Here is a 16,429-nt window from a genome sequence, read left to right on the forward strand (position 1 = left end):
CAAAGGACAGGCGCTGCAATCCGTTTGCTGACATTAACAATTTACCCCCAAAGACCTTTGACAGGAATCTAGGGGCTAAAGGGCGTTCTTGCTAGGGGGAACTCTGGTGAAAGCGCATCAAAGCTGAGGTTTGCCGAAGCTTTGGTCAGGTTAGCGTGACTTACGCGGCCCGCGCGCCTGTGGCTTGCCGCTCCGACTGGGCGAGGGGCGCTTGCCGGGCTCTCCCATAGGTTTTTTGCCGGGCTTGCCGCTGGCTGCGAAAGGCTTGCCGCCCGGTTTGCCAGCTGGCTTTCCAGAGGTCTTGCGATTTCGCGAGGGTTTCTTGCGGTCCTCTATGGGAGTGACGTCCTCTAGGCCGAGATGCGCCCGTACCGCGCGGCGACGGATCTCATCGACCTCGCCGGGTTTCAGATCACCCAGTTGGAACGGCCCATAAGACACGCGGATCAGCCGGTTCACCGTCAAGCCAACCGCGCCCATCGCACGCCGGATCTCGCGGTTCTTGCCTTCCTTCAGAGACACAGTCACCCAGGCATTCGCCCCTTGCTGGCGGTCCAGAGAAATCACCATCGGCGCAAATTTCTCGCCATCAACCTCAATACCACGACGCAGCGGCGCAAAGGTATCCTCAGTCGGCCGCCCATTCACCCGCACACGGTATTTGCGGATCCAACCTGTTGAGGGCAGCTCCAGCTTGCGTTTGACCGCGCCGTCATTGGTCAGCAACAACAGACCTTCAGAGTTCAAATCCAAACGCCCGACGGTCATCACTCGTGGCAGGTCCTCGGGCAGCTCATCAAAGATCGTCTTGCGGCCTTGCTCGTCTTTGTGGGTCGTGACCAATCCCAGCGGCTTGTGATACAGCCAGATGCGCTCTGGCTCGGCGTCCGCAATCGGCGCATCATCCACGGTGATCTTCTCATGCCCCATGATGTTGAGGGCTGGGGACGTCAGCACCTTGCCATCGACCGCAACACGACCCGCCTCGATCATACGTTCGGCTTCACGGCGCGAGGCGACCCCTGCGCGGGCGAGAACCTTAGCAATGCGGTCACCTTTAGAGGTGTCTTTGCTCTTGCCTTTAGTGGCGGCTTTGGGCTTGGGGGGCTGTTTCTTGGTCATGCAGGGGCTTTAACCGCCAATTGACGCTTGCGAAAGGGGGAATGCGCGGGCATCTGAGGGGGTATGCAGTTTAAAAGCCACATGGATAAGGCCCTTGAGGCGGCCCGAGACGCCGGTGCACGCGGCGAAGTGCCTGTAGGCGCGGTGCTCGTCGCCTCTGACGGGGTTCTCCTTGCTGTGGCAGGCAACCGCACGCGTGAGCTGAATGATCCGACGGCGCATGCCGAGATGCTGGTGATCCGTGAGGCCTGCGCCAAGCTGGGCAATGAACGCCTAACCGGCTGTGATCTCTATGTGACGCTCGAGCCATGCCCTATGTGTGCCAGCGCCATCAGCCACGCCCGTATTGCGCGGGTGTACTACGGCGCCTCCGATCCAAAATCCGGCGGCGTCGCCCAAGGCCCGCGGGTCTTTGACCACAGCCAAAGCCACCACACCCCAGAGGTCTACGATGGCATTGCTGCTGAGGCCTGCGAGACCTTGCTCACAGATTTCTTCGTAAACAAACGCCGGTAGGATTTCTCTTGCCTAAAGTATCCTGGGGTGAATTCGAGCGATTGCTTGCAATCGCGGGAAGAGGGGCAAAGCCCCTAAAGCGTGATCGCCTCCATCACCTCTGGCTCAATGACATCCACACCCGGTAAGGCATCCACCAGCGCCTCCGCCGATTGTTCCAGCAACGGAAATGTCCGGTAGTGGCAAGGGATCACCACCTTGAAATCAAAGAACTTCTTGGCCGCATAGGCTGCGCGTTTCATATCCATGGTAAAATGCCCGCCCGCACAGAGGATCCCAATGTCGGGCCTATGCAAATCATTAAAGATCTCCATATCCGCCATCACATCCGTGTCGCCCGAGACATAGATCGTGCGTCCTTCACCTGAAATCATGAAACCACATTCGGTACCCGGCACAATCGGCCCATCTGGCCCACGGAAACTCGTGGAATGCACCGCATGCACCATGGTCACAGCCACATTGCCAAGCTGTACGGTACCGCCTTTGTTAAAACCAATCGTGGTCAGCTCTTCATGCTCGGCCCAATAGCCCATGAGGTCATATTGCCCAACCAACGTCGCGCCGATCTCGCGCGCGATGTCGCGACAGTCGGCGACATGGTCAGAATGCGCATGCGTCAGCAGGATGTGGTTCACGCCCTCAATGGCCTCGGCACGGCGGTCTTCTGGAAAGACCGGATTGCCGGTGATCCAAGGATCGATCAGCAGGACTTGCCCATCGATCTCGATGCGAAAACTTCCGTGTCCCAGCCAGATGACTTTCATGATTTGCTCCTTATGTTTCCTGCAACCTTATCAAAGAAAGCGAGTCGGCAAAGATGGATCTGACAGCCCAACTGGATGGCTATTGCGAACGCATTGACCCGAGTTTCTGGTCCGAGCCCGTGAACGCCATCACAAACGCCGCATTTTTAATCGCGGCACTTTATATGTGGCGCAAATCGCGCGGCCTGCCTATGGCGCAGGCGCTTTGCGTTGTGCTCTTTGCAATCGGCGTGGGCAGCTTCCTCTTTCACACCTATGCAACCACTTGGGCCGCAATCGCGGATGTCGCCCCGATTGCCGTCTATGTTCTGCTCTATATCTTCCTCGCGACCCGCGACTTCTGGGGGCAGAACACGCTTACCTCCTTGGGCGCAGTTTTGCTGTTCTTTCCCTATGCCTATGTGACCTTGCCACTGTTTGAGATGCTCCCCATACTCAACGTCTCCGCAGGCTATGGCCCAGTGCCATTACTCATTCTGATCTACGCCTTCGGCCTGCGCCATCGCGCGCCTGAAACGGCTCGCGGCTTGGCCATTGGCGCGACGATCATCCTCATCTCTCTGACCTTCCGTTCGCTCGACATGCCTGTCTGCGAAAACCTGCCATTGGGCACGCATTTCATGTGGCATATCCTCAACGGTATCGCGCTGGGCTGGATGATCGAGGTCTACCGTCGCCACATGCTTGCACAGCCTGCCAAGCAAGGCTAAACGCATTGCAAGTTTAATCGGAGTTTTCGCATGTCCATTGACAGGGATACCGCTGCGCGCGTGGCCAAACTGGCGCGCATCAAGGTCGAAGAAGACGCGCTGCCGGCGCTGGCTGAGGAATTCAACAATATCCTTGGCTTTATCGAGCAGCTCAATGAGGTGGATGTCGAGGGCGTCGAGCCGATGACCTCTGTCACGCCGCAACGTCTGAAGCGTCGCGTGGACGAAGTCACCCAGGGCGATATGCCAGAGGCGGTGCTGAAGAACGCGCCAGATTCCCGCGAAGGCTTCTTTGCCGTGCCGAAGGTGGTTGAATAATGTCTGATCTGAACAAACTCACCCTGGCCGAAGCGCGCGACAAACTGCGCGCGAAAGACGTGACATCGGTTGAGCTGACCGAGGCCTGCCTGACCGCGATTGAAGGGTCCAGCGCGCTGAACGCCTTCGTGCACAACACGCCAGAGATCGCGATGGAGCAGGCCAAAGCCGCCGATGCGCGTTTGGCTGCTGGCGATGCGCCTGCCATGTGCGGCCTGCCCATCGGCATAAAAGACCTCTTCTGCACCAAAGGCGTTCCCTCTCAGGCGGCCAGCGGCATTCTTGAGGGTTTCAAACCAGAATACGAAAGCACCGTCAGCCAGAACCTGTTTGACGACGGCGCGGTCATGCTGGGCAAGCTCAACATGGACGAATTCGCCATGGGCAGCTCGAACGAAACTTCGGTCTATGGCAACGCGGTCAACCCATGGCGTCGTGGCAATGACGATGCCGAACTGACACCGGGCGGCTCTTCTGGGGGCTCGGCGTCTGCGGTTTCTGCCGATCTTTGCCTCGCCGCCACCGGCACCGACACCGGCGGCTCGATCCGCCAGCCGGCAGCTTTCACCGGCATCACCGGCATCAAGCCGACCTACGGCCGTTGCTCTCGCTGGGGCATCGTGGCCTTCGCGTCCTCTCTGGACCAAGCGGGCCCTATGACCAAAGACGTGCGCGATGCGGCGATCATGCTGGAAACAATGTGCGGCCATGACCCAAAGGACAGCACATCGGCAGACCTCGCCGTGCCTAATTTCGAAGCCATGCTGACCGGCGATATCAAAGGCAAAAAAATCGGCATTCCAAAGGAATACCGTATGGACGGCATGCCAGAGGAAATCGAAAAGCTCTGGGCCGATGGCACCGCCATGATGAAAGACGCGGGCGCCGAGATCGTGGATATCTCGCTGCCGCATACGAAATACGCTTTGCCAGCCTACTACGTAATCGCGCCTGCCGAGGCCTCCTCAAACCTCGCGCGCTATGACGGTGTGAAATACGGCCACCGCGCCAAGCTGGAGGCAGGGGACGGCATCACCGAGATGTATGAAAAGACCCGCGCCGAAGGCTTTGGCCCCGAGGTGCAGCGCCGTGTGATGATCGGCACCTATGTGCTGTCGGCAGGCTTTTATGACGCCTATTACAACCGCGCCCGTCGTGTGCGTGCGCTGATCAAGAAAGACTTCGACGATGTCTTTGCAGCAGGTGTGGACGCGATCCTAACGCCAGCCACGCCTTCCGCCGCCTTCGGTCTCGGAGAGATGGCCGATGCGGACCCGGTGCAAATGTATCTGAATGACGTCTTCACCGTCACCGTGAACCTCGCAGGCCTGCCGGGTATCTCGATCCCAACGGGTCTGGATAAACAGGGTTTGCCTTTGGGTCTGCAACTGATCGGCCGCCCTTGGGAAGAGGGCGATCTGCTGAATTGCGCCTATGCGCTTGAAAACGCAGCCGGTTACGTAGCAAAACCGAACAAATGGTGGTAAAACGCCGCCAACGATAAGGCGAAAGAGGCGTTAAAATGCGGGTGATCTTAGGCTTCGGAGTGGCTCTGGCCCTGACGGCGTGTGACGTGCCGGTTCCCGATAGCGGCGTCGGTTTCGACAATGGCAACTTCAAGCCCCGCATCTCGGACGAGCCTCTGGGCGCAACGGCGACGAGCTTGCCGCCCGCGGAATCCGTCAGCAGCGAGACGCTGGATGTCCTCGCAGCCACTGCGCCTGTGCCTAGCCAGCCAACCGGAGGCGAGTCCGCTTTCGTTGAGGCCAGCCCATCTAATCCAGCGCCCGTTCGGGTCGAGAACTCTGGCATCTCGGATGAAAACGATTTCGCTGCTGTCGACGCGCGCCGCTCAATTGAGGATGACGCACAGCGTCGCCAACAAATTGCGGCGCAGTATCAACAGGTTGAGGCCACAGATCTGCCAGAACGCGATGGCGGAGCAGGGCCCAACATCGTCGAATATGCAGTGCTTAGCAAAAACCCAGTGGGCAACCGCATCTACCGTCGCATTGGCCTGAATGCCGCCAACCGCTTTGCCCGCAACTGCCGCGCCTATCCAAGCTCGGATCAGGCGCAGATCGATTTCCTGTCGCGCGGTGGCCCTGAACGAGATCCTCGCGGCCTGGACCCAGATGGCGACGGCTATGCATGCGCCTGGGACCCAACGCCCTTCCAAAAGCTCGGCGGCTGATGGGCCCTCAGCCCGACATCATTCAAACCCCCTCGCCGAACTTCGGCCCCCGCAAAGGCGGCGCAACGCCCAGCCTTATTGTCTTGCACTACACGGCCATGGACACGGCCACGGCAGCACTTAAGCGGCTCTGTGACCCTCAGTTCGAGGTCTCAGCCCACTATCTGATCTCAGCCCAAGGAGAGATCCACCAGCTGGTCGCGGAAGAGATGCGCGCTTGGCATGCCGGGGCAGGGCAGTGGGGCGATATCACGGACGTCAATTCCCACTCCATTGGCATCGAGTTGGACAATCGCGGCGACCACCCCTTTGCCCATCCTCAAATCGAAGCCCTCTGCGCTTTGCTGCCCGCCATCATGACCCGCTGGAATATCCCCTTTGAAAACATCATCGGTCATTCCGACAGCGCGCCCGGGCGGAAAATCGACCCGGGTCCGCGTTTTGACTGGCAGCGCCTGAGGCGCGCGCTCACCTGATTTCATCTTGCCAAAAATACTCAAAATCCGACCCGCGCCCCACGCGCCTTCGATTGACGCATGCCCCAAACCATCGTAACCACGCCTTCACGCAGGGGGCTGGATGACCGCGCAAATGCGAGGAAAGTCCGGACTCCACAAGGCAACGGTGCCGGGTAACGCCCGGCCGGGGAAACCCGAGGGACAGCGCCACAGAAATCAAACTACCCGACTTGTTTGGGTAAAGGTGAAACGGCGAGGTAAGAGCTCACCGCGTCCTTGGTAACAAGGATGGCACGGCAAGCCCCACCGGGAGCAATGCCAAATAGGGACCGCACGCCGCAAGGCAAGGACGTCTTGGCCCAGTGGTCCGGGTTGGCAGCTAGAGGGGCCTTGGTAACAAGGTCTCAAGATGAATGGTCATCCAGGAGGGCAACCTCTGGACAGAATCCGGCTTATAGGCCCCCTGCGTTCATGCTTTTTGTCGTTCGGCCATGGCGGCGAGCTCAGTCGCCAAGGTGGTCTTATCCCAGCCAGAAAGCACGGCCTCTTTCAGCAAGGCTTGCTGCGTTCTAGGCGCAAGCCCACCGACCGGAGGATCACTATCCAGATTGGTCGGAAAAGAATAGCCCTCTGCTGTTGAGGCAATCACCGCATCGAGCGACACCTCATCCATCTGTGCGGCCTTGAGCGCGTCAAACACTGCGAGGCACATGGCTGTGCGGTCTACAGTCTCCATCGCCCGCCCAAAGGCCGACGAGATCTGCAAGAGGTTCACCATTCGCTCTATATCTGCCGAACGGTTCTCGCCCGCCGCATGAAACAGCGCAGGGTTGAAAAAGATCGCATCGCCTTTTTCGAGCGGTAACTGGATATACCTTTCCTCAAAATCCGCCCGAAAATCCTCGCGCCGCCAGGCTGCATAGCCGGGGCGATAGAGCTGAGAGTAGGGCAAAAGCTTGGTCGGCCCGCTCTCAATCGGCACATCGCAATGGGCGATGCCACCTTGTAGGGTCATCAATGGCGAGAGGTCATGCACATGCGCCGGATAGGTGGCCGAAACCTCGGCCGTCTGAAACCCCAGATGATAATCCCGATGTGCCTGCTGCGCTTGCCCGCCCGGATGCACCAGATTGACCTGCGCGGTCATTTGATAGTTCGGCCCCAACCACGCCTCACAGGCAGCATCTATCATCGGGGACGCAAAATACTGCGCAAATACCTCAGGCGCGGTCAGGCAGAGCTTTTGCAGAGAGTTCCAGATGCGGTCATTGCTCCCCGCCGCAGCGAAATGGTCCGCCCCTGATCCAGATGCTGCCTTTTCCTTGGCGATGATCTGCAAATAGGTCTCGGTGGCTTGATCGATTGCTGCAAGGTTGGGCTGCGCGCCTTTGATGACAAAGACGCCGGGGCCTTGCCCCAAGACCCACGCCCATTCGCTGAGCACTCTTCGGCGCTCTTGCGCAAGGTCAGAGGCCAAGGATTGGGCCGCATAGATCGGGACATTCTTCTGAACGTCTGATGCCAATGGCACATCTGCGTGCGAGGTCTGCTGCGTTGTCAGCTCTTGGAAGTCTTTCAGGCTGCAAACGGCTGGATCGTAAAATCCGATGTGATCTTGGGGCATATCATTTCCTCCATCATGAAATGCGTGGTCTTGACCTACTCTACCCAACCGCGCGCATTGATTGCCGCACAAAACACATCAATAATACATCAATGACCCATCGCTTCCCGATCAAAGAAATCGCACTTCAGTCTGGTCTCAGCACGGCGACCATCGACCGGGCCCTCAATGGGCGCGCGCATGTCAGCCCGCAAACGCAGGAGCGCGTGAAGGCGGCGATCTCTGAACTAGAGGCGCAGGAACAGCAGTTGTCCGCGCGCGGACGGCGACTCTTTGTCGATATCATCGTCGAGGCGCCCCAGCGGTTCACGACAGAGGTGAGGGCAGCTTGTGAGGCAGTTCTCACTGAAACCCGCTCTGCGGTGTTTCGACCTCGGTTTCATTTCTTTGAGACCTTGGCGGAGCCTGAGCTGCTGACCCTGCTTCACCGGATCGAAAAACGTGGCACGCAAGGGATTTGTATCAAGGCCAGAAACGCGCCCGCGATCCAGACAGAGATCGACCGGTTGGTTACGCGAGGCCTCCCGATCTTCACTCTGGTCACCGACATTCTCCCGTCGCAGCGTTTGGGGTATCTCGGCCTGAACAATCTGCGCGCGGGCCAGACCGCCGCCTATTTGATGGCGCGGTCTTTAGTGGGGCAAACAGGCGTGGTCCTGACCACGCGCAGTCGCGATGAATTCTTTGGCGAGGCAGAACGTCATGACGGGTTCCTAGCCACGCTAGGAGACTTGCGCCCTGATCTGCGGATCATTGATGTTTCAGGAGGAGGGGGGCTGTTTTCGAACACGCTCGGCCAAATGGCCGATGTAGCCACCACAGAAGAGATCCTCGGTGTCTATTCCATGGGCGGTGGCAATCGCGCGATCCTAACAGAACTTTCACGCGGCGCGCGCAGGCGGCCGTTCTTCATTGCGCATGACCTCGACAAAGAAAACCTCAGCCTGTTGGACGCAGGGCAGCTGGACTTTGTCCTTTATCACGACTTGGGGCAGGATATGCGTTACCTGTTCCAACGTTTTGCCGCCGCACATGGGCTAGCACGCGACCACGACGCCCCCTATAGCAGCGACATTCAGGTGGTCACGCCGTTCAATGTCCCGCGCCATGGTCGCGCGTCGACAGAGACACGAACCCCGACCCTCTAAAAATATCTCAATATCGCAGCTATTTCCCCCGAACCCCATTGACTCGGCCCGCTACACCAGTAAAAGGCGTGCTTCATAGAGATTTCACGGGCTCCTTGCCGATCAGGGACCTCGTAGTAGGAGAAAAAAAATGGCGAAGCCGACGACAATCAAGATCCGTCTGAACTCGACCGCGGGCACAGGCCATTTCTACGTGACCAAAAAGAACGCCCGTACCATGACCGAAAAGATGGTCGTGCGTAAATACGACCCGGTTGTGCGCAAGCATGTCGAGTACAAAGAAGGCAAGATCAAGTAAGATCAAAGACTTCTTTAAAATGACAGAGCCGCGCAGCTAGAGCGCGGCTTTTTCTTTTGGGGCCGCGCAAAAATTCCCAAGCGTTCAGGACCCAGAAAAATGTCCAGATATCACCCCCCTGCAATTATCGCAGAACCCGCATGCCCCTCTGATGCCGCCAGCATCTCGGCCATGATGCAGCGCTCCTATGGCCAGCTCTTGGCCAAGGACTATTCCGACGACGTGTTGGAATGTGCCCTGCCGATGATGACCAAGGCGCAGCCCGACCTTTTGGCGACCGGCACTTATTTCGTCGTGCGCAACGCAAAGCGTGAGGTTGTCGGGGCAGGCGGTTGGACGGATCTTAGCCCAACCCGAGGCCTTGGGGCCTTTGGTGAGGGGCATGTGCGTCACGTGGCCGTGGACCCCAGCGCATTGGGGCAGGGTGTCGGCCGTGCTTTGATGGAAGAGGTTTTTCTGTCAGCCCAGAGCTTTGGGATCTCGTCCCTGCGCTGCAACAGCACGCTGACCGCTGAGCCGTTTTATGCAGCCCTTGGCTTTGAGCGGCTGCATGAGATCGACGTCACCTTTGCGCCGGATGTACATTTTCCGGCGGTCGAGATGCGTAAGGTTTTGAATTAAGCAGAGAGGCGGGGATCAGCCTTCAACGATGATCGTCGCGTCTTCCATGATCGCGGACTGCCAGGTCTCGGGGTCGGTCACCGCTTTGAAATTGCCCCGCAACGTGATGCGGATGCTTTCGTCAAAATTGGTGATTGGCTCAGCCAGAGTGACCTGCAGGTTCGCGCCGTGGTCGCCATTTCCGCACAGTGGGCAGAGGCCCATGTCGGACACCAGGATCAGTTCTTTGATGGTCTCACCAGGCAGCATTGGGAAAGCATAGCCAGAGATCAGGATATCCTTGCCGCGCTCTTCCATTTTCTCAGGGAAGGTCTTTTGCACCTCATAGGTGGTCTCGGTGACGATCTCTTTGATCTTGATCTCTTCCAAGAGCTGCCACGCGTCAGTCGTTTCGGCCTGCGCAAATGTTGCGGTGGTGCCTACGGCTGTGCCCATCGCGGCGAAAAGAGCGAATTTGCTGGTTTGCATTGGTCGTCCCTGTTGTCGTCCCTGAGGCGTAGAATGCCTATAAATGCCAAGTTTGTTAATAGTTTATTTGCCAAGTTGCGGATTTTTGCCATCACAAAAAAGTAAGGGCCGGAACAATGTCCGGCCCTTCTGTATCACTGTTTCCAAAACTGCTTACTCGCGGTTGCCCAGCAACTGCAGCAGGAACATGAACATGTTGATGAAATCAAGGTAGAGGCTCAGCGCGCCCATGATGGCGGCTTTGCCCAGCCATTCCTCATCCATCGCATGCGCATGGGCAAGGTAGGTGTTCTTGATGTTCTGCGTGTCATAAGCGGTCAGGCCTGCAAAGATCAGAACGCCCAGAACCGAGATCGCCAGGCTCATAACGCCGGACCCAAGGAAGATGTTCACAATGGATGCGACCAGAATACCGATCACGCCCATGATCAGGAAAGAGCCCCAACCAGAGATGTCACGCTTGGTGGTATAGCCCCAGAGCGACAGACCCGCGAAGGCGATCGATGTCACGAGGAAGACCTGCGCGATGGAAAACCCTGTAAAGGCTACGAAAATCCACGCCAAAGACAGACCCATGAGGGACGCAAAGACGTAAAAGAACGTCTGCGCGCCAGCGGCGGACAGGCGGTTGATCGCGGCGCCAAACAGGAACACCATGCCCAGAGGGGCAAACATAATGATCCAGCCAAGGATGTTTGGCTGAAGCGTTGCAGGATCGCGGAACACGCTCAGCAGAGCAGGGCTTGTGCCCACGGCCCAAGCCACAGCGAAGGTCAGCAACATGCCGATCGACATGGTGCCATACACTTTGTTCATATGGGTGCGAAGACCCGCATCAATCTCGGCAGCGCGGGCACCGGCCACACCACGGATTGCATCATACTCAGCCATTAAAGCCTCCAAGTTTATCTGAGTGGGCCCCTAACAAAGGGTCAGAGGCCGTCACAGCAGAATATTGGTCACTTGGCGCTGATTTTCAAGAATTTCCCGCGCAAAATCGGCGGGAATTCGCATCATTTGTACCAGAAACTCGGCGCGTCCCAGAGCGGGCGCATAGCTTCACGATGCGCCTCGGCCTGAGTGACGCCGATGTCCTCAAGCTGGGATGGGGTCAGCTGCGCCAAATCCTTGCGTTGTTTCGCGAGGTTCAGGTGGCGCGTGAACGCGGTTTTGGAAATGCGGCCAAAACCCGAGAAACGAGACAGAGTTGCGAGAAGAGTCATAGTCAGATCCTTTCTTGTTCCTGATGTAGGTTTGGGTATTCATCAAATGTGTTGATATATATGGCGGAGTGTGGTGTATTTTGAAAACGAATGTTTGTTGAGTGATACATCACAAGGATTGATGATATGAGGAACCTGGATATTACGACCCTGCGCAGTTTCGTCGCTGTGGCTGACTTGGGCGGTGTGACCAAAGCCGCGGGGTTTCTCAATCTGACGCAATCAGCCGTTTCCATGCAGTTAAAGCGGCTGGAAGAGATGATGGGGATCGACTTTCTGGACCGTTCGGGCAGGGGGATCGCTCTGACTCCCGCCGGAGAGCAATTGCTTGGCTATGCCCGCCGTATGATTGCGCTGAACGATGAGATCGTGCGTCGTCTGGCGGATGAGGAATATGAGGGAGAGATCTCGATCGGCGTCCCGCACGACATCATTTACCCGGCGATTCCGGCGGTTCTGAAACAACTTCGTTCGGCCTATCCGCGCATTCAGGTCAATATGGTCTCGAGCAATACAAGCGAGCTGATCCCTCAGTTTCAAAAGGGAGAGTTTGACCTGATCCTCACAACAGAACCCACCCGAGGCGGAGAGCAACTCTGCAGCCTGCCGCTGACCTGGATGGGTGCCAAAGGCGGCGCGACCTGGCGGCGTCGTCCGCTGCGCATTGCGGGTGGGCGCATTTGTTCATTCCGGCCTCGCATGCTCGCGGCACTGGAAGAGGCGGGGATTGAGTGGGAGAATGCAGTCGATACCGCGTCTGATCGCACCGTCGAAGTCACCGTGGCCGCCGATATGGCCGTCTGCGTGATGATTGAGGGCACCGAGCCGCCGCATCTGGAAATCATCGACCACGGCGGCGCATTGCCTGAGGTCGGGACGCAGTTCATCAATATGTATGGGGCCGAACCGAGCAAAGGCGAAGTGATCAACCATTTTGCAGATCTCTTGCGGCAAGGTTTTGGGGCGTTCCAGCATCGCAACGACCCCAATATTGCTCAACGACGGATCGGTTAATCCATCGTCACCACGACTTTACCGGTGGACTTGCGCGCTTTGAGCGTTGCGAGCGCCTCGGCCGTGTCCTCCAGCGGGAAGCGGTGGCTGATGTGCGGTTTGAGTTTGCCTTGGCTATACCAGTCAAACAGGTCACGCAGGCTGTCTGTGACCACTTCGGGCTTGAATTTGAGATACGCGCCCCAATAGACCCCGAGGATTGTCAGGTTTTTAACCATCACGTGATTGGCCGGGATCTGAGGCACTTCGCCGCCCGCAAACCCAATCGGGATCAGCCGCGCATCAGGCTTGCAGGCGCGAAAGGCGGCTTTCCAAAGGTCGCCGCCAATCGGGTCATACACCACGTCTGCACCGCCAAGAGCGAGGACTTCTTCGCGCAAGTCCTGCGTGTCTGAGTCTATCAGTTGGTCGGCCCCGGCCTTCCGTGCAATCTCGAGTTTCTCGGCCCCACGCGCACATGCGATGACCCGAGCGCCCATCAGTTTTCCAACCTCAATGGCCGTCAAGCCAACGCCACCCGCAGCCCCCAAAACCAAGAGCGTTTCGCCAGGTTGCATTTTCGCGCGATAGTTGAGTGCGACATGACTGGTGCCATAGGCCACCTGAAAGGCAGCGGCCTCTTCAAAACTCATGTTGTCAGGAATGACCACCATTCTGTTCGCATCGAAGCAGCCATATTCCGCGAATCCCCCTTGGCCTCCAAATACGGCCACCCGGGCACCTATAGTGGGTCTATCGGTCTCTGGCCCCAAATCATCGACAACTCCCGATATTTCCAGACCGCCCACAAAGGGCAGTTCAGGTGTGTCCTGGTAGGTTCCCTTCTGCATTAGAATGTCTGCAAAATTCAGAGCGCAGGCTTTGATTTTAATGCGCACTTCGCCTTTCGAGGGAATCGGCATTTGGATGTTTTGCAATTTCGCAGGAGAGTCGAAGGCTTCTGTCAGGAAAGCACGCATGATTTTTTACCGTAGTTTAACGTTTCTGCCGCACAAGAGCAGGATATCTAAGTGGTTACAAATCGCCTTAATGTCTGACAATCAACAGTTTTCGAATGAGTTGCAACCTATGGTAAAGTCCAAATTTAGAATTTCTCAAAAAACTTGATAACGAAATTGTTCATGGTATTGTGTGCTGGTCGCTGTAGGGATGCGTAGTGACACACTATTGTCGTAACCAGTATGGGAGCTGGCCGACGCCTTCGATCACGAGATGTGGGTTTTCGTGGTTGGATGAAATGGTTTGTAATAAGGAGCCTTTAGTATGACGCACCCCGTTGACGTCCACGTTGGCAAACGTATCCGGCACCGCCGGTGGTTAATTGGTATGACGCAACAGCAGCTGGCCGAACAGGTTGGCATCAAATTCCAGCAAATCCAAAAGTATGAGACCGGCGCAAACCGCGTAAGTGCGTCTCGGCTTTGGGATATTGCTGAAGCGCTGGATATCCCGGTTAGTTTCTTCTTTGAAGGCATCAGCGACAGTCAACTGTCGGATGGTGTGGATGCACCATCGGATCTGATGGGTGACAAAGAGGCTCTGGATTTGGTGCGCTCGTATTATTCCAACCCGGAAAACCAACGCCGTCGTTTGTTCGAATTGGCAAGGGTCCTGAGCGACGTCGCTTGAGATTTTGTCTGCCCTGCGTTAGGCGAAGCCGTGCAGGGCAGAGGATACATCAATGCGGAAAGACCTTAATGGCACCGAGCTACTCGATATCGCGTCACGCCTAGCGGACGCGGCAGGACAGGCAATCCTTCCATACTTTCGCGGTGATGCGCTTTCCACCTCTAACAAGTTGGAAGGTGGGTTCGACCCTGTGACGGTCGCCGATCGCGCAGCCGAGCGCGCCATGCGGGATGTGCTGGACGAATTGCGTCCCGACGACGGTATTTTGGGCGAGGAATATGGCACCAAAGCGGGCACTTCGGGCCTGACCTGGGTGCTTGATCCCATTGACGGCACGCGCGGATTTATCAGCGGGACCCCGACATGGGGCACTCTGATCGCTGTGTCGGACGACAAGGGTCCGATGATGGGCGTGATCGATCAGCCCTATATCGGCGAACGCTTTATCGGAGGTTTCGGCACAGCGCGGGTCGATGGTCCGCATGGGTCTCGTGATCTGGGAACCAAGACGACAACCGCTCTGAGGGATGCGATCTTGTTCACGACCTTTCCCGAAGTCGGCTCGCAAGAAGAACGCTCTGGCTTTGAAACGGTGGCCGAACAGGTCAAGCTGACCCGTTTTGGAATGGATTGCTACGCCTATGGTCTTTTGGCGGCGGGGCAGGTGGATCTGGTGATCGAAGCCGGTCTGCAACCCTATGATATCCAAGCGCCAATCGCAGTGATCGAAGCGGCTGGTGGCATCGTCACCGACTGGCAGGGCGGTCCGGCCCACAACGGCGGACGGTGTTTGGCTGCTGCGAATACGACGCTGCATGCCGAGGCGCTCAAATTCTTGTCCCGCGTGTAGAAAGAGCTTCAATAAAACCTTAGCTTGCAAATCTGTCCAGATCTTCTAGACTGGCCTCACGCCGAGTAGTTTGCCCGTATTCCGTCGGCGGTTGTCTCACATCTATGAAACGGGCCTTAAGGATGTGGGATAAATGCGTGATACTTTGATCAAAAATGCGGCCTTTATTGCGACGATGGATGATGCATCGCGTGAGTTGCGCGACGTGGATATTCTTGTTTCAGGTGGGGTGATTGCCGAGATCGGCGCGGGGTTGACGGCAGATGCCGAAATCATTGATGCCAAAGGGTTTTTGGTGACCCCTGGCCTGGTCAACACGCACCATCACCTGTTTCAAACCCTGACTCGCGCGGTGCCGGGCGCGCAGGATTCGCTGCTGTTTGGCTGGCTGCAACGACTCTATCCGATCTGGTCAGGGCTGACGCCTGAGGACATGTACCTCTCGGCGCAAATTGGCCTCGCCGAACTGGCACTTAGCGGCTGCAGCACAGTGGCAGATCACATGTATCTCTTCCCGAATGGGTCTCGGCTTGACGACACCATTGCCGCGGCTGCGGATATGGGGATGCGCTTCCACCCGACGCGGGGCTCTATGAGCATCGGTGTTTCGGATGGAGGCCTGCCGCCTGATTCACTTGTAGAACGCGAAGCGGACATTCTTGAAGACAGCATTCGCCTGATTGACCAGTTCCACGACGCCTCTGAGGGCAGCATGTGCCGCGTGTCGCTTGCGCCGTGTTCGCCCTTTTCTGTAAGCCAAGACCTGATGCGCGACAGCGCGCTTTTGGCTCGCGACAAGCGCGTGATGCTGCATACGCATTTGGCTGAGAACAACGAAGACATCCGCTATTCACTGGAAAAATTCGGCTGTCGTCCAGGCCAATATGCCGAGGATTTGGGCTGGGTTGGCGATGACGTCTGGTTCGCCCATGCGGTGAAACTGGACGCGCAAGAGATTGATCTCTTTGCCAAACATCAGACCGGCGTCGCGCATTGCCCTTGTTCCAATTGCCGCCTCGGGTCCGGCATCGCGCCCATCCGCGAGATGCGGGACGCAGGCGTGCCGGTTGGTCTCGGCGTAGATGGATCGGCCAGCAATGACAGCGGCAATCTGATGGCCGAAGCCCGTCAAGCGATGCTCATGCAACGTGTGTCCAAGGGCGCGGATGCCATGTCCGCCCGCGAGGCTCTGCATATTGCGACGCGGGGCGGGGCCGAGGTTCTTGGACGGGATGACTGCGGTCAGATCGCCGTCGGTAAACGTGCGGATATTGCCATGTGGGACATCACCTCCATTGAAATGGCCGGCAGTTGGGACCCGATTGCGGTTTTGCTCGCGGGGCCTCAGAAAGTGCACAATCTCTTGGTAGAAGGCCGTCAGATCGTGCGTGACGGAATTTTAACAACCGTTGACCTTCCGTTAGCAATTGAACGTCAGAATAACAGAGTGGGGGCCTTGCAGGAGTAAC

General features: G+C 57.4%; 20 protein-coding genes and 1 other RNA gene. 14 read left to right on the top strand and 7 right to left on the bottom strand.

Translation table 11 applies throughout. The features are described from left to right. Positions 1-150: 150 nt before the first annotated feature. Positions 151-1,122, bottom strand: coding sequence for a pseudouridine synthase (locus tag WG622_RS00390; protein WP_339401776.1), 972 nt, complete (start codon positions 1,120-1,122; stop codon positions 151-153). Between the two features lie 63 nt (positions 1,123-1,185). On the opposite strand from WG622_RS00390, the gene WG622_RS00395 reads away from it, so the two are divergent. Next, positions 1,186-1,638, top strand: coding sequence for a nucleoside deaminase (locus tag WG622_RS00395; protein WP_339401777.1), 453 nt, complete (start codon positions 1,186-1,188; stop codon positions 1,636-1,638). Positions 1,639-1,712: 74 nt separating this feature from the next. Here WG622_RS00395 and WG622_RS00400 read toward each other — a convergent pair whose 3' ends face one another. After that, positions 1,713-2,405 (bottom strand): metal-dependent hydrolase, encoded by a 693-nt coding sequence (locus WG622_RS00400; protein ID WP_339401778.1) that lies wholly within the window; start codon positions 2,403-2,405, stop codon positions 1,713-1,715. Positions 2,406-2,458: 53 nt separating this feature from the next. On the opposite strand from WG622_RS00400, the gene WG622_RS00405 reads away from it, so the two are divergent. The 6 genes from WG622_RS00405 to rnpB all read left to right on the top strand — a co-directional run bounded on the left by WG622_RS00405 (position 2,459) and on the right by rnpB (position 6,556). Further along, positions 2,459-3,115: a ceramidase domain-containing protein gene (locus WG622_RS00405; RefSeq protein ID WP_339401779.1), complete on the top strand. Its 657-nt coding sequence runs from the start codon at positions 2,459-2,461 to the stop codon at positions 3,113-3,115. Positions 3,116-3,145: 30 nt separating this feature from the next. Beyond that, the gene (gene gatC, locus WG622_RS00410; protein WP_339401780.1) at positions 3,146-3,433 is read left to right on the top strand and encodes an Asp-tRNA(Asn)/Glu-tRNA(Gln) amidotransferase subunit GatC; all 288 of its coding nucleotides are present in this window, start codon (positions 3,146-3,148) and stop codon (positions 3,431-3,433) included. Continuing rightward, positions 3,433-4,920, top strand: a complete 1,488-nt coding sequence (gene gatA / locus WG622_RS00415; protein ID WP_209355943.1) for an Asp-tRNA(Asn)/Glu-tRNA(Gln) amidotransferase subunit GatA — start codon at positions 3,433-3,435, stop codon at positions 4,918-4,920. Before gatC ends, gatA begins: the two co-directional genes overlap by 1 nt. Before the next feature lie 35 nt (positions 4,921-4,955). Beyond that, positions 4,956-5,627 carry a hypothetical protein gene (locus tag WG622_RS00420; RefSeq protein ID WP_339401781.1) on the top strand — a complete coding sequence of 224 codons (672 nt, stop codon included), beginning with the start codon at positions 4,956-4,958 and terminating at the stop codon, positions 5,625-5,627. Beyond that, positions 5,627-6,103, top strand: coding sequence for an N-acetylmuramoyl-L-alanine amidase (locus WG622_RS00425; protein WP_438838698.1), 477 nt, complete (start codon positions 5,627-5,629; stop codon positions 6,101-6,103). Before WG622_RS00420 ends, WG622_RS00425 begins: the two co-directional genes overlap by 1 nt. 91 nt (positions 6,104-6,194) lie before the next feature. Beyond that, an RNA gene (gene rnpB / locus WG622_RS00430) (RNase P RNA component class A) lies at positions 6,195-6,556 on the top strand. Here rnpB and WG622_RS00435 read toward each other — a convergent pair. After that, entirely contained in the window at positions 6,555-7,709 is a 1,155-nt protein-coding gene (locus WG622_RS00435; protein WP_339401782.1) for a phytanoyl-CoA dioxygenase family protein, read from the bottom strand. The genes rnpB and WG622_RS00435 overlap by 2 nt on opposite strands. Positions 7,710-7,801: 92 nt before the next feature. On the opposite strand from WG622_RS00435, the gene WG622_RS00440 reads away from it, so the two are divergent. The 3 genes from WG622_RS00440 to WG622_RS00450 all read left to right on the top strand — a co-directional run bounded on the left by WG622_RS00440 (position 7,802) and on the right by WG622_RS00450 (position 9,776). Next, positions 7,802-8,857, top strand: a complete 1,056-nt coding sequence (locus tag WG622_RS00440) for a LacI family DNA-binding transcriptional regulator (protein ID WP_339401783.1) — start codon at positions 7,802-7,804, stop codon at positions 8,855-8,857. Between the two features lie 130 nt (positions 8,858-8,987). After that, positions 8,988-9,155 (top strand): 50S ribosomal protein L33, encoded by a 168-nt coding sequence (rpmG, locus tag WG622_RS00445; RefSeq protein WP_007814563.1) that lies wholly within the window; start codon positions 8,988-8,990, stop codon positions 9,153-9,155. A gap of 99 nt (positions 9,156-9,254) precedes the next feature. Continuing rightward, positions 9,255-9,776 carry a GNAT family N-acetyltransferase gene (locus WG622_RS00450; RefSeq protein ID WP_339401788.1) on the top strand — a complete coding sequence of 174 codons (522 nt, stop codon included), beginning with the start codon at positions 9,255-9,257 and terminating at the stop codon, positions 9,774-9,776. A gap of 15 nt (positions 9,777-9,791) precedes the next feature. Here the strand turns inward: WG622_RS00450 and WG622_RS00455 are convergent, their stop codons facing one another. From WG622_RS00455 to WG622_RS00465, 3 genes are all read right to left on the bottom strand, one after another. Then, the gene (locus WG622_RS00455) at positions 9,792-10,244 is read right to left on the bottom strand and encodes a hypothetical protein (protein WP_339401789.1); all 453 of its coding nucleotides are present in this window, start codon (positions 10,242-10,244) and stop codon (positions 9,792-9,794) included. 153 nt (positions 10,245-10,397) lie between these two features. After that, a complete protein-coding gene (locus tag WG622_RS00460) occupies positions 10,398-11,135 on the bottom strand; it encodes a Bax inhibitor-1/YccA family protein (RefSeq protein ID WP_209355950.1) in 738 nt (245 codons plus the stop codon). Positions 11,136-11,257: 122 nt separating this feature from the next. After that, positions 11,258-11,467 carry a DUF1127 domain-containing protein gene (locus tag WG622_RS00465; protein WP_339401791.1) on the bottom strand — a complete coding sequence of 70 codons (210 nt, stop codon included), beginning with the start codon at positions 11,465-11,467 and terminating at the stop codon, positions 11,258-11,260. Positions 11,468-11,593: 126 nt separating this feature from the next. Between WG622_RS00465 and WG622_RS00470 the strand changes: the two genes are divergently transcribed. Then, positions 11,594-12,481: a LysR family transcriptional regulator gene (locus WG622_RS00470; RefSeq protein WP_209355952.1), complete on the top strand. Its 888-nt coding sequence runs from the start codon at positions 11,594-11,596 to the stop codon at positions 12,479-12,481. Here the strand turns inward: WG622_RS00470 and WG622_RS00475 are convergent. Then, positions 12,478-13,440: an NADPH:quinone oxidoreductase family protein gene (locus WG622_RS00475; RefSeq protein ID WP_339401792.1), complete on the bottom strand. Its 963-nt coding sequence runs from the start codon at positions 13,438-13,440 to the stop codon at positions 12,478-12,480. The genes WG622_RS00470 and WG622_RS00475 overlap by 4 nt on opposite strands. Positions 13,441-13,744: 304 nt before the next feature. On the opposite strand from WG622_RS00475, the gene WG622_RS00480 reads away from it, so the two are divergent. From WG622_RS00480 to WG622_RS00490, 3 genes are all read left to right on the top strand, one after another. After that, positions 13,745-14,110: a helix-turn-helix domain-containing protein gene (locus WG622_RS00480; protein ID WP_339401793.1), complete on the top strand. Its 366-nt coding sequence runs from the start codon at positions 13,745-13,747 to the stop codon at positions 14,108-14,110. A 52-nt stretch (positions 14,111-14,162) separates the two neighbouring features. Then, complete coding sequence (gene hisN, locus WG622_RS00485; RefSeq protein WP_339401794.1) at positions 14,163-14,960, top strand: histidinol-phosphatase; 798 nt, start codon at positions 14,163-14,165, stop codon at positions 14,958-14,960. Between the two features lie 133 nt (positions 14,961-15,093). After that, positions 15,094-16,428 carry an 8-oxoguanine deaminase gene (locus WG622_RS00490; protein WP_339401795.1) on the top strand — a complete coding sequence of 445 codons (1,335 nt, stop codon included), beginning with the start codon at positions 15,094-15,096 and terminating at the stop codon, positions 16,426-16,428. The last annotated feature ends 1 nt before the right edge of the window (position 16,429 follow it).

The sequence above is a fragment of the Cognatishimia coralii genome (genome assembly GCF_037478305.1).
GTDB lineage: Bacteria > Pseudomonadota > Alphaproteobacteria > Rhodobacterales > Rhodobacteraceae > Cognatishimia > Cognatishimia coralii.